This is a genomic window from Rhodococcus sp. AH-ZY2 (assembly GCF_030916465.1).
In the GTDB taxonomy this organism is placed as follows: domain Bacteria; phylum Actinomycetota; class Actinomycetes; order Mycobacteriales; family Mycobacteriaceae; genus Rhodococcus; species Rhodococcus ruber.
Genome location: NZ_CP126457.1, coordinates 79,398 through 92,829 on the forward strand (window position 1 = coordinate 79,398; position 13,432 = coordinate 92,829).

Sequence of the window (13,432 nt, forward strand, 5' to 3'; positions counted from 1 at the left end):
ACCCACCCACCTCGGCCGGCTGTGGCACCACTTCGGCACCAGGCCCGACGCCTCGCTCGGTGGGTACGCCTCGGTGCGTACCCACCGAGGGGGCACCGCCACCGTGGCTTCACCCCACGCCTCGGCGCCCCGGACAGTCGCTCAGGGAACCCGGACCAGCGCAGGTCCACCTTGTGAAGTACAGATCCCCCTCGTGAAAGGCCACGACAATGACCACGACACCGAGTATCACCAGACCGATCGGACTCGACCCAACCGTGGAGAGCTTTCTTTCCCAACCGAAGAAGATGTACATCAACGGGCAATGGGTCGAGGCCGCCTCCGGCCGCAGGTTCGATACCGTCGACCCTGCCACCGGGCAGGTACTGACCACCGTCCCGCACTCGGACACCGTCGACGTCGACCGAGCGGTGACCGCTGCCCGTACGGCGTTCGAATCCGGTCCGTGGCGCTCACTCACCCCGGCTGAACGGCAGCGAATGCTGTGGAAGATCGGCGAGGGCATCTTGGCCCGGGCCGACCAGTTCGCCCAGCTCGAGTCGCTCGACAACGGCAAGTCCGTTGCCGTGGCGAAGGCGGTCGACGTCACCTGGGCCGCGGAGATCTTCTTCTACTACGCCGGCTGGGCCACCAAAATCGAAGGCCGCACCGTCCCGGTATCGGTGCCCTGGGCCCCCGGTGCTCGGTTCCACGCCTTCACCACCCGCGAACCCGTCGGGGTGTGCGCCCAGATCATCCCCTGGAACTTCCCGCTGGTGATGGCCGCATTCAAGGTGGCACCGGCATTGGCCTGCTCGAACACCGTCATCCTCAAGCCCGCCGAGCAGACGCCACTGACCGCGGTGCTGCTCGCCGAGGTGATCGCCGAGGCCGGTGTCCCGGACGGGGTGTTCAACCTCGTAACGGGGTTCGGTGATGTCGGTGCCGCTCTGTCCTTGCACGAGGACGTCGACAAGGTGGCGTTCACGGGATCGACCGAGGTCGGTAAGAAGATCGTTCACGCTGCGGCCGGGAACCTCAAGAAAGTGTCACTCGAACTCGGCGGCAAGAGCCCACAAGTGATCTTTGCCGACGCCGACCTCGAGGCCGCCATCCCCGGGGTGGCCAGCGGCTTCTTGTTCAACCACGGTCAGGCCTGCACGGCCGGCACCCGCTTGCTCGTCGAGGAGACCATCTTCGACGACTTCACCGCCGGCATCGCCGAGTTCGCCGGAAAGCAGAAGATCGGTCCAGGCCTGGACCCCACAAACGACATCGGCCCTTTGATCTCACAGGAGCAACTGTCGAAGGTCACCGGCTACATCGATGCCGGTATCGCAGACGGCGCTCACGCACTGTCCGGCGGTAAGCGTCACGGCGACAGCGGATTTTACGTCGAGCCGACATTGCTGGTCGATGTACGGAGCGACTTCAGCGTCTACCAGGAAGAGATCTTCGGCCCGGTCGCCGTTGCCATGCCGTTCACTCGCGAGCAGGGTGTACGCGCCGCCGCCAACGACACCCCCTATGGTCTCGCAGCAAGCGTCTGGACCCGGGACGTGTCCAAAGCACACGAGGTCGCCGCCGACATCAAGGCCGGCACCGTATGGGTCAATTGCCACAATGCCTTCGACACCGCACTGCCGTTCGGTGGGTACAAGCAGTCCGGGTGGGGCCGCGAACTGGGGGAAGGCGCGATCGGCGAGTACACCCAAACCAAGTCGGTCAATATCGCCCTATGATCGCGTCTCGGCCGGCCCCGGTCGAGGGGCCGGCCGAGACCGACGCTCACCGCTGCTCGACGCAGGAGACGTTCCGGCCCGAGTCGTGAAACCGGCGGCGCACAAGATTCATGCCCTTCCCAGCGTGACGATCACCTCTACCGCGCACACAGAGCAGAATCGGCGCTAATCGGAACGCACTTCGGCACAATTGAACTCATTATTTTGGAAGCGTCGGAACGCCCACACCCCCCTCAGGGAAGGAATTTCGATGACCACCGAGACCACCGCGCGTGCGCATTCCGGGCAGGAGGCACGAGTGCGGGAACTGCTGGACCGCTACGACACCGCCGACGCGTGTGCCGCACAGCTGCTGTGCGACGGGCATCCCGCGGACGCCGTCGCGTTCACGGTGGTCGAGGCGGACCTGAGCGCGACCGATCTGACCTTCGGTTACCTGCGCGAGCAGTCCTCCCGCTTCGCCGCGGCCCTGGCCGACCTCGGCGTCGAGCCGGGCGACCACGTCGCCACCCTGATGGGCAAGTCCGCGGACCTGGTCGTGGCGCTGCTCGGCATCTGGCGCCGCGGTGCCGTGCACGTGCCGCTGTTCACCGCGTTCGCACCCCCGGCGATCGGTTTCCGGCTGCAGGCCAGCGGCGCGAAGGTCGTCGTCGCCGACGCGGACCAGGTGGGCAAGCTCGCGCCTGGCGAGGACATCCCCGCCGACGCGCCCTGGCAGATCGTCGTCGCAGGTCACACCGAGGGCGGTGCCGCCGGCATCGGAGTGAGCTTCGCCGACCTGGTGGCCTCGCACGACGCGGACGATCCGCGCGGTGCCGCGGTCGCCGTCGGCGGGCACGGCGGACTCGTGCAGCTGTTCACCTCCGGCACCACCGGCACCCCGAAGGGCGTGCCCGTGCCGGTACGGGCGCTCGCGTCGTTCCACGCCTACCTGGACTTCGGCCTCGACGTGCGTGAGGACGACGTGTTCTGGAACGCCGCCGATCCCGGCTGGGCCTACGGGCTGTACTACGCGCTGCTCGCGCCGCTGGCCGCCGGTGTGCGCAGCCTGCTGCTGCACGCCGGGTTCTCCGCCCCCCCTCACCTGGCAGGTGATGGAAAAGTTCGGGGTCACCAACTTCGCGGCCGCGCCCACCGTCTACCGCAGCCTGCGAGCGGACTCGGCGCCCGTGCCGGAGTCGATCTCGCTGCGCCGCGCGTCCTCGGCCGGCGAGCCGCTCACCCCGGACGTCGTGGCATGGTCCGAGCAGACCCTCGGCGTGATCGTGCGCGACCACTACGGCCAGACCGAGCACGGCATGTTCGTCGTCAACGCGTGGGCCGACGGGCTGCGCGAAGAAGTGCGGCCCGGATCGATGGGTAAGCCCCTGCCCGGGTGGTCCTGCGCCGTGCTCTCGGACGACTCCGACGACATCGCCGCCCCCGGCGTGCCCGGACGGGTGGCGATCGACACCCACGCCAGCCCCCTGCTGTGGTTCACAGGGTACGTGGACGCGCCGGAGAAGACCGCGCAGCGGTTCACCGAGGACGGCCGCTGGTACCTCACCGGCGACGCCGGACAGGTCGACGAGGACGGGTTCTTCTACTTCTCCGCCCGCGACGACGACGTGATCATCATGGCGGGCTACCGGATCGGCCCGTTCGACGTCGAGAGCGTGCTGGTGATGCACGAGCACGTCGTCGAGGCCGCCGTCGTCGGCATGCCCGACCAGCTGCGCGGCGAGGTGCTCGAAGCGTTCGTGGTGCTGCGCGACGGCGTCGACGGCACCGACGAGCTCGAGGTGGAGCTGCAGCAGCTGGTCAAGCGCAAGTTCGCGGCGCACGCCTACCCGCGGACCGTGCACTTCGTGCCGCAGCTGCCGAAGACGCCCAGCGGCAAGATCCAGCGCTACATCCTGCGCCAGGGCTGAGCCCGGAGTCGGAAATAGTGTGGCTGTTGCATTCGGTCCCGTTGATTCGGCGCCCGGGTCTTGGCCTATCTGGAGGCGTCGATCGAGGCGCGACGGAAGGGAAGTACCGCCTGGGAGCTCCGATCGACCATGATGGATAATTCCGGTTATCCATCATTAACTGGCGCCCGGATGCGCTGCGCAGCACCAGGTATCAAGTATGACGTTCTGTCACGGTGACGGAACGTGGAGGTACTGCCGGCGCACGCGTAGCGCCCGCCTCAACATTGCCAGCTCGCAACGCCGGCCCGCGGACCCGACCAGTCCGCGGGATGCACCCACCGACAACGCCGCCGGCGCGCCGGCACCGACGGGCCCGTGCATGTGCGCTCGCGCAGCACCTCGTTCACTTGAGAGACTGCGCCGATTTCACCTGAAAATCACTGTGGCACAATCGGTCACGAAACGCCGATAAGCGTGATTATGTCAACTCGCACGCCCGTTATTGCATCCGATGCATCATTCGGCCTTCCCTGCGGCATCGCTTCGGTACCTCGGCTGCCGTGTGCAGACCGTCCGTGACCAGCGGAGAGGCAAGGTTCTGCGTTCCGGCTACCCGATACCAGTCGCACACCGCTTACCGCGCGTACGCGGCATACCGCGAGTCCTGCCAGGACGCCGGGTGCGAGCATCGCCTGCAGGCAGGCGCTTCGCGGTGGTCGAGGCTGTCCCGTGCTCCCACCAGTGAAAGGGGCGCATGGGCTGGTCACAGTGTGCCGTCCCTGTCGTTTCTGCATGTCATAGTGAGCGCATGCGGTCGACCTGCTCGCTCTACATCGATGCCGGATATCTGCTTGCCTCGGCTGCAACTCGCGTGACCGGCACGTCGCTACGCAGCGGTATTCACGTCGACTACTCCACGCTGATCAGCTCGCTGGTGGACACCGCGCAGGACCGGTCGGGGCTGCCGGTGTTGCGGGTGTATTGGTACGACTCGGCCCGCAACGGCATCCCCGACGCGCAGCAAGAACGCATCGGTGAGCTTGCCAAGGTCAAGCTTCGCCTCGGCCGCTTCGGTGTCAACGGCGAGCAGAAGGGCGTGGACCTGCGTATCGGCCTGGACTTGGTGGCTCACGCTCGCAACGGAGCCTCGGATGTGTTCTTCCTCGTCTCCGGCGACGATGACCTGACCGAAGCCGTCGAAGAGGCTCAGGTTCACGGCGTTCAAGTCGTGCTGCTCGCCGTCCCGACCGCGGTGGGCACCTCGCACGGGGTCAGCCGGCACCTGATCCGCGCTGCCGACGAGCTCGACGTCATCGACGGCGGAGTCGTCGATGACGCGGTGCTCAAGGTCGACCGTCAACCGGTGCCCGCACCGATTCCCACGCCACCGGCGCCCACGCCCGCCGTGGTCCCGGCGGTCCGGCCGGCTGGCCGGACCCCTCTGGACGTGGCGGCGCGGGTACCGGCCTCGTCGGCCCCGCGTCGGACCAGTGTGCTCGCCTACAGCAGCACCACCGGCTCCCCCGCTCAGGTGCTGCCGGGCTACGACCGCAACGACGAGACCGAGGACGACCACGCGATCGACGAGGTGGTGATGCGGGTGCTGGCCTCGTTCCGGGAAAGCGCCACCGCCGACGAGAAGCTCGAGCTCGATCGGGCCAGGCCCTCGATCCCGCGGGAGATCGACCGGGCCCTGCTGCTCGACGCGTCCGTCGCGATGCAGCACTACGACCTGGACGAGGACAGCCGGTACCGGTTGCGGGCCCGCTTCTGGGAGAAGTACGACGAGGGCTGAGACCCACCCGTAGGCATCTCCCAGCTCGTCCGCATCCGACCGGATGGTCGAGGTGCATGTCCGAATCCCCGCACATCCGAGAAAGAGACTGCACATGGCAGGTGGCAGGAAGCGGAAACGCAGTCAGGACCCTGCCCGGGTAGTCCGCACGAAGAACGCCGCACGTCGCGTCAGCACTGCCGGCACCGCGCGACACCGGTATGTCATCAAACGCGCCAGCAGCGGCCGGTGGGAACTGCGCATCTACGAGCGGGAGACCGACAGCCCGAAAGATGCACCCGCGCCGTTCGCCTCGCACATCCTCACACGCGACACCAGAGCCGAATGTGCCGCCATCGCGCGTGCCTTCCAGAACCTCGGCGACAGCTACAATGAGTTCAGGAACGGCTACCGCAGCCGACTGGACCAAGCTGTCGCCGATGCCGCCGCGGCGTTGCACACGGAGCAATCCCGGTCGGCGTCCTCCGGCGCTACCCGCGCCCCAGCTTCCCCCAAAGGGGCTGGTATTGCGCCCCCGGCCCGCCACTCCGGTACGAGCCCCGTCCCTCACGGTGGAGAGAAGTCCCCGGCACGGCGACCCGGCGACGCGGCATCTCCTGCTTCTACTCGTGGGATGTCGCCAGCTGCACCCGATGAGCCACGGTCTCGTGACGACCACGTACCGTCTCGACGTCGGAACGGGGCGGTCCCTCCACCCCCGAGGGCGAACCCAGCGTTCGCGCGTGCCGTCGCCGAACGACTCCGCCGGCCGGTGTTCGTCGACGCACGCGCCGGGCACTACCACGCGCACGACCACTGCGTTTCCAAGAACACGGTGCAGCACCGGTGCACCGCGGAACAAGCTCATCACAGCCGATTAGCTCCCTGCCCGAAATGCACCAGGTCACTGGTGCGGTTCCTGAACCGATGCCTGGGAGTGATAACGGCCGAAACCCGCATGCGGCATCCGCTGCCCCCGTTGACACCTCATGCCGCGAAGCCGGCACCCAAGCGCCCCAAGAGCGCTCAGCGGAGCGCAGGACACTCCGATACCGGGCGCCGACACGGTCGTGCGGGAGGTCAGGCACGAGAGATCCCCTACGGGCGGCCGTCCCGTGCCGACGATCTGCGATTCAATCATCGTTCACGTCTGGACTGGGGTAGCGCCTCGTACGGTCAGAACCCCGAAGAGTTCCTCGGCAGCCCTACCGACGACGACAACGACTGGCGCGGCAACAGCGCGCTCTACGAATAGCGCTCCACCCCCCTTGGTGACTTCTGCGCCCTTTGCGACGAGTGACGGCCGGTCGTACCGTGCTGCTTCCGGGCGGTCCCTCACTGCGCCGTGCCGGTGTGCATCGCGTGGCGCGCAGCCGCGGGGTGCTGACTCTCCGCTACGACTGGGTGAATTCCTGCATCCAGTCGCAGAGCGGCGTGACGGTGGCATCCGGGTCGTGTTCTCGCTCCTGCACCGTTCGGATCACCGGCGGGAGCTCCTCGGGGACAACAGGTTCGACCTGAACGAACGGTTCCTTCGTTGGGGCCGCCAGGTGCCACTCACCGGAGATCTTCACCAGCGCCACGACCTTCTCACCCGATATCGCGGCACCGGTGTCGAACTGCAGGGCACCGGCCAGCGCCGCCAAGGTCAGTTCGAACTCGTCGTCGCAGGCGTGACCGGAGCGCAGCACCGCCGCGGCCGGGCGCGGAACGTGACTGTCCTCGGCGGCGAGGAACGCCCGTAGGTTGGCGCGCAGGGTGAGCACCGCACGCTCGGGCTCAGCCTCGTGTTCGGCGAGGGCCAGCGCCACCGGACGCAACTGCGGGTCGGGGGCAAGCAACGGCAGCAGCGACATGCGGCGCTTTTTGCGTTCACTCGACAGCAGGCGCCGCAGCCCCGAGAACTTCTTCTTCACCACCACGGCGACGACGGGCAGGTCGTCGACCAGCCGAGCCGCCTCCACCAGCGGATCGAGTCGTGTACCGACCGCATCGTCGGGTAGCTCGACCACGACATTGCGGTACGCGAAGTCCCCGTCACGGGTGTAGAGGAATGCATCCGCAACCATCGAGCCCGCCTCCCTGCCCGGGGGCAGCGCGAGTTCGATCCGGTCGAGCACCGGGCACACGGTGGACACCGCTCGGCGGGTTCCGGTACTGCTCAGCACCGTCACTCGGGATTGGGCGGTCGCCGTCGTGACGGGCAGGGTGAGCCGGTCCGGCACGGCGAGTTGCAGATCGGCGCGACTACGCGCGACCTGCGCGAATTCCTCGGTCGAGACGTCGACGTCGCGGGGCCGAGCGTTGATCCGGTCGGGGCTCGAGTAGCCGTTCTGTCGGGCTCGACCCCACAGATTTTGCATGCGCATCCGCCGGTTCTCCGGATGCAGCGTGCGTTCGAGCATCCACAGCAGACGACCGGAGCCTCGCTCCGGGCGTGGGGACAGGGTCCACCACGACAGGCGGCGGGCCAGATCACCGGCCACCGCCGGCGCCCAGGTCGCCGACCCGAGGTAACCGAGGGCGCTGATCCACGCGAGGTACCGGGGCATCTCGTCGATCGCGCGCCGGAAGTCGGCCAGGGACATCCCACGTGGGGGCTTCGCGTGGAGCCTACGGGGATCGCGCAGCGCCAGATGCGCGGCCGCCAGGCAGAATCGAGACCCGAAGTGGCTGCCCAGACGCGAGGTCACCCGCCGCGACCACGACGAGAGCGCCTCCTGGACCACCGCCTCGTAGGTTCTCTGATTCACCGGCCACTCTCGAAGCGAGCGAACGCCGCTCGCCGTCATCTGCAGCACGTACTCCTCGGCCTCGGCCGCGTCGGCGGGGACCGGGACTTCGGCCAACGCAGCCAGGAGCTCGGCGGCGGACTCGACATCGATCATCAGCCGTGAGGTCAACGCACCGATCTCCGTCACCGCCAGGCCGTCCTCGGATTCGGTCACAAAGCCGCGGCGGACCAGGAAGTCGAGGGCCTCGTCGACGTCGTGAACCTCACGGGACTGGGCGTAGGCGAACGTCTCCTGAAACCAGGTCGACGCGTCGGATCGGTGTCGGATCGACCGGAGCAGGATCTCGGCGAGGACGGTATCGGCCAGCCGGTCGACGACCCGGCTGCGTGCTGTGTACCCGTCGGCGAGTTTATGACGCCAGAGGGCTTCCTGGTCGCGTGGTACCAGCATGAACCCGAACCCCTCGGGTTCCTGTCCGGCCCGTCCTGCCCGGCCGAACATCTGCTGAGCCTGACTAACCTCCAGAGCAGAGATTCCCAGCTCGAGATCCCGGATCACCACGAACCGGGCGGGGGTGTTCACTCCGGTCGACAACCCGGACGTGGCGACGAGAACGCGGATGTCTCGCTCCTTGAACGCGGTCAGCGCGCGCCCGGCCCGGGGCGCATCGCGAAAGTGGATTCCCACCCCACGCGCGAAGGCCGCATCGATCAACTGTTCGTCGTCGACCTCGCGGAACTCGACGCCGGCAACAAGCGCCGCGGTGCGTCGCACCGCGTTCTTGCTCCCACAGAAGACCAGGACACCGCCCTCTGCCGTCGCGGCGCTGAGGCCGACGGTCGTCGACTGCCCGGCAGTATCGACCAGCTCGCCGAGCAGATCCCGCAGAGCCCGGTCTTTGGCGGCTTCGTGCAGCTCCCGTCGTTCCTCGGCCGCTGGGGCGTCGTAGGCGACGAACTGGGTGTTCAGGATTGTCGGCCGCCACGCCGACCGGATCAGCTGAGCATGAAACCAGGAGGCGAGCTCGTCGGCATTGGACACGGTCGCCGACAGCGCCACGATCCGGGTGCGGGCTTCGGCGGCACGCAACCGGGCGATGAGCGATTCGAGGGTGGCGCCGCGTTCCGGATCGCCGACGAGATGCACCTCGTCGATGATCAGGCAGCCGACGCTGCCGATGAACTCGCGCAGCGAGGACCGCCGGTAGAGTGCCTCGAACTTCTCCGTCGTCGCCACCCACAGTTGCGCCTTGCGGACCGCCTCACTGGACATGTTGGTCTCGCCGGTCAGTTCGATGGCACGGATCCCGTGCTCGTTCCACCGCTTGGCGGTCTCACCGATCTCGGCGGCCAGAGCGCGTGCCGGCAACAGCCACACCGCCGGCCTGCCCTCTCCGACGATCGACCGCAACGCCGCAACTTCCCCGATCAACGTTTTCCCCGCGCTGGTCGGAGCCACCACCATCACATGCCCCGGACTCGACAGCACCACGGGCACGGCCTTCGACTGCAACGGATTGAGCCGGTCGTAGCGTGTCAGGAACTTCTGGAAATCCGGGGGGATCAGCACCGAACTCGGTGTCCACTCCTCCTCGCCGACGCTGACCGCCTCCCGATTGTCCAGCAGCGTGCGGAAACCCGCTTCGAGGTCGTCGATCTCCTCGGGGGTGTCGAAGACCGAGCCGGAGTTCTGGTTGCGCTCGATCTCGGTACGCGTGAAGTTCATCGAGTGGGTGACCGCGATGTCGTCGGCGATCAGCTCTTTCTCGTGGATGTACCGGACGCTGGTCAGGGAGATGTCGGCGCGGCGCAGCTTTCGCAGCACGGCGTCGTTGGACGCTTCGGGCCGGCAGAGCACCAGGACATCGACACCGCGCTGCTTGGCGGCGATCACCGCATCGAGGAGACGACGAGCCTGAGGGGAGGTGTCCCACCACGGGATCTTGATCCATACCCTGTTCTGGGCCGCGGTGATCAGTTCGAGCACCGTGTCGTAGAGGCTGTTCCCGTCGTCGTAGGTGGTCACACGCAGCCGCCGCACCGCATGCCCTCCTCGACTGCCTGACACCGTTGCCGTGCAGGTCAGACTACTGTGCCCGCCATGCGGCGGTGGTGGCGGCTCCACGCGGTCACGACGTCGGTCCCGTGCACCGGCAGCGGCGACATCCACCGGACGTCCTGAAAATGCTCACCACGCTCGCAGCCCTGCACGGACAGGTCCTCGACGACATTCGCCGCAAGGCCGGCGAGAAGCGGGACCAGCGCGGCGGCTTCGCCGACCGGACTTGATCGACCGAGGGCCCCGGATCCAGGCCGGTTCACCGGCGCCACCGCACCAACACCGGTGTCGTCACGCCGTGCTCCCCTCGCGCAGCTCGAGTTCGCGACGCAGGAACGCGACGTCTTCCTGACCCGGATCGAGCTGGTAGTACGAGAGTGTGATTGCGGCGGTGCCGGCAGGTCAGGACGAGCAGGGCGTCTGCTGACAGGACGCCGTCATGTCGGTCGCTCTTGCTATCGTGGCAGCAGGTTCCAGAGTGGCAGTTGTCGGTACCTGGCCGGCTGCCCGGCAACCCCGTCTCCATCGACTGTGGGTGCCCCAGGGGAAGAACCGGTTCGCGCGGTAACCGCCGGCGGACAAGTCGATGGAGGCCCACGCCTCCGGAAGGTAGAGGGGCGCGATGTCTTCGCACCACGACAGCGACACCTTGCGAAACGCGCAGGCGAAGTGGGAACCGATCCCGCCCGCCCGTCGGCGCGAATGGTGCCGGGTCCTGCTGGAGTTTCCGCCGATCTGGCTGGGCACGATCCCCATGATCGCCACCCAGACGGCGGTGCTCGACGGCGGGTACACGAACATCACCGACTGGGTCGACCTCGCCAAACGCGCCGAAACGGTGGGATTCACGCCGCACACCTGGCTGATCTTCCGGCTCGAACTCGACCGCGGCTATTTGGCCTTGGAGTTTCCGAACCATCCCGAACATCGCCCGAAGCGGCCGGGAAACGGCGGTCACGACACGACGATCGTCGACCCCGAGGACTTCGCGGCCTGGCCGAAACTGTACGAGTCGGGACACCGCGCCAGCGCGGCGACCAGACGGGTGTTGTCCGGCGAGGTTCCGGGCTTGTCCCCCTAGGTCCTCGCAGCATGGGTAGGTGCTTGGCCGCCGATCGGCGAAGCCGTCATCTGCGCTATACGCAGAGTACGTACTGCGTGTCCATTCTCGTCGACTGCCCGGTCACGGCCGATAGCGCTTCGTATTCCGCCTTTGGCGCCGAGGGACAGAGCTAGAGTGAGCCGCCGACCTTCCCGTGGGACAGGAGGACACGCCTGTGGTGCAACGACTTCGGTCCGGTCCCGTGACCATGGCGATGCTGGTTGCGGCGACGCTGGTGGCAAGCGGATGCGCACTGCTCCCCGGTGCCGGTCGTTCCGACGAGGCATCGGGGACGCCGGAGCCGTCTTCCTCGACCTCGGTGGCTCTGTCGGACAGCGAAGCTACCGACGTCCCGGTCACCGACGCCTGGACCGTGGCCGTGCCGCCCGGTGCGGGGCCGGCCGACTCGACCCTTACGGTCACCCCACTCGATGATGCGGACATACCCGGTGTTCTTGCCCGCGCGGAAGTGACCCTGTCCAGCGGTCAACCCCAGAAGCCGCTGACGTTCAGATACCGACTTCCGGAACCGCTCCCGTCCGGCGAACAGCTCTTCCTGATCAGTTACGACGCGCACGCGTCGAACTCGGCCGAACCCGCGGCGACACAGGTGATCGAGCCGCAGATCAGCCCTGATCGCCGCACCGCGACAGCTGAGGTCACCCACCTGAGCATCAAGGAGTGGCTGGTGGCACGCGTCGAAGACGCCAATCACTTCCTCACCTCCGCGGCGGGCCTGCGTGCACGCCCGCCGTCCTGCCCATCCCAACCTCGCCCGAGATGGATGGACGACGTCGTGTACGTAGAGGACAAGAACGCACCCATGCTCGTGTGCACCGGCTCCGACCCCCACGATTCCGACACCGCGGTCGTCAAGATCCGCAACAATCGCGGCGTTGCACTGATCGTCACCGCACCGGTCACCCCGACCTGGGCGTTCGTCGATCTGCATTCCGGCCAGATCAGCGCCCTCACAGCGGAAGTACTGTCCGCCACCACAGACGCGATGGGCGTGCCGGCCGACAGACGCTCCCGCACCTGGGTCCTGCCGCCCGGCGGCGGCGTCGACCTCGGATTCACCGAACAATCCCTGGCGCCACTGAACGGCAGCTCGACGATCACCGCGACCGTGTCGACCTCGTCACTGGCGTACGGCGTCCTATGGAACGCGATCGAGGAAGCCGCCGACGATCCTGCCGTCTTGACGGCCCTGGAACTCGGTGTCATGGGTGTGTGCGTCACCGACGGGCTCACCACCACCGTCAGCGCTGCCGACCTCGGTGCCCTCACCGGCGGAATCGCATCGCTCGTGATGTGCGGCGTCGAGAGAACCCCCGACATCCTCGCCGAGATTCAGGGCCGACTGTCGACTCAGATGTGGGATCAGCTCACCGAGAAGGGCATCACCCGCACGGCCGCCGTCGTCGCGGGCAAACTGATGGCGCTCCTGGGGATTGGCAAAGCCACCGTCGTGGCCGGCGATCTGATCTCGACCCTGGCGCTCTCCAGCGGCGCCTACGAGATCACCCTGTTCACCCAGGTAAAGCCGCCGCCGGCGACCGCGGAATCCATCTGTGGGGGCAGGGTTGAAGACACCCGCAGCGTGCCTCACCCGCACCTGGGCACTGTGCAGGTCTCCACCGTCCTCAATGGCGAACCAGGTCCTGGTGGGGGCGGATGCGTCGCGGCCATCAGCTCGTCCGGACAGATCCTGATCCGGGTCGATCTCGCCGTCTACGGCGACGCACTGGACTTCGCCGAGCCCACCACGGACGCCACCGGCAACGTCTTCCTCACCTACAACCCCGGGCGATACAACGGTGTCCTGACCCTCGTGCCCAACGTCGACGGCTTCGAGACGATCGAATGGGATGACGGATCCGGACCGAACTACACGAGCACCAGCCACGTCTATTACTACGCCGAGCTGGAAGGGCCGGGGGCCGATGGGCAGTACACGATTCGCCAGTTCGACAACGACTGCAACCCAAGCTGCGCTGCGGGCACCATCACCGACCGGATCCTTCGCTGGGACGGGCGCGCATACTCGTGACCAACGCGTTGATGTCAAAGAATGTGGTGTCGCCGAGCTCCGCAGGGGCGTCCCGACGTCAGGGAACGTTGTCAGCGGATTCCCCTCGAAGACACCC

6 protein-coding genes, 1 pseudogene and 1 riboswitch are annotated in these 13,432 nt (G+C 67.3%); of the genes and pseudogenes, 6 read left to right on the plus strand and 1 reads right to left on the minus strand.

Annotated elements, in window-relative coordinates; all coding sequences use genetic code 11:
• Positions 1-209: 209 nt before the first annotated feature.
• The 3 genes and pseudogenes from QNA09_RS00330 (at position 210) to QNA09_RS00340 (ending at position 5,408) form a co-directional block, all read left to right on the plus strand.
• Complete coding sequence (locus tag QNA09_RS00330; protein WP_064257261.1) at positions 210-1,721, plus strand: aldehyde dehydrogenase family protein; 1,512 nt, start codon at positions 210-212, stop codon at positions 1,719-1,721.
• 250 nt (positions 1,722-1,971) lie between these two features.
• Positions 1,972-3,631, plus strand: a pseudogene (locus QNA09_RS00335) (AMP-binding protein).
• Positions 3,632-4,421: 790 nt separating this feature from the next.
• On the plus strand, positions 4,422-5,408 hold the full coding sequence (locus QNA09_RS00340; RefSeq protein WP_010596688.1) for an NYN domain-containing protein: 987 nt from the start codon (positions 4,422-4,424) through the stop codon (positions 5,406-5,408).
• A 1,373-nt stretch (positions 5,409-6,781) separates the two neighbouring features.
• On the opposite strand, the gene QNA09_RS00345 is transcribed toward QNA09_RS00340, so the two are convergent.
• Entirely contained in the window at positions 6,782-10,162 is a 3,381-nt protein-coding gene (locus tag QNA09_RS00345; RefSeq protein ID WP_161996973.1) for a DEAD/DEAH box helicase, read from the minus strand.
• 71 nt (positions 10,163-10,233) lie between these two features.
• Between QNA09_RS00345 and QNA09_RS00350 the strand changes: the two genes are divergently transcribed.
• The 3 genes from QNA09_RS00350 (at position 10,234) to QNA09_RS00360 (ending at position 13,335) form a co-directional block, all read left to right on the plus strand.
• Positions 10,234-10,410 (plus strand): hypothetical protein, encoded by a 177-nt coding sequence (locus tag QNA09_RS00350; protein WP_308071952.1) that lies wholly within the window; start codon positions 10,234-10,236, stop codon positions 10,408-10,410.
• Positions 10,411-10,650: 240 nt separating this feature from the next.
• A riboswitch (SAM riboswitch) is annotated at positions 10,651-10,771 on the plus strand.
• A 31-nt stretch (positions 10,772-10,802) separates the two neighbouring features.
• Positions 10,803-11,261 carry a mandelate racemase/muconate lactonizing protein gene (locus tag QNA09_RS00355; RefSeq protein WP_072812475.1) on the plus strand — a complete coding sequence of 153 codons (459 nt, stop codon included), beginning with the start codon at positions 10,803-10,805 and terminating at the stop codon, positions 11,259-11,261.
• Positions 11,262-11,460: 199 nt separating this feature from the next.
• Positions 11,461-13,335, plus strand: a complete 1,875-nt coding sequence (locus tag QNA09_RS00360; RefSeq protein ID WP_308071953.1) for a hypothetical protein — start codon at positions 11,461-11,463, stop codon at positions 13,333-13,335.
• The last annotated feature ends 97 nt before the right edge of the window (positions 13,336-13,432 follow it).

Excerpts from the sequence above, each read along its gene's own strand:
- QNA09_RS00340 (WP_010596688.1), top strand. The coding sequence starts at position 4,422 with ATGCGGTCGACCTGCTCGCTCTACATCGATGCCGGATATCTGCTTGCC.
- QNA09_RS00355 (WP_072812475.1), top strand. The coding sequence starts at position 10,803 with ATGTCTTCGCACCACGACAGCGACACCTTGCGAAACGCGCAGGCGAAG.
- QNA09_RS00330 (WP_064257261.1), top strand. The coding sequence starts at position 210 with ATGACCACGACACCGAGTATCACCAGACCGATCGGACTCGACCCAACC.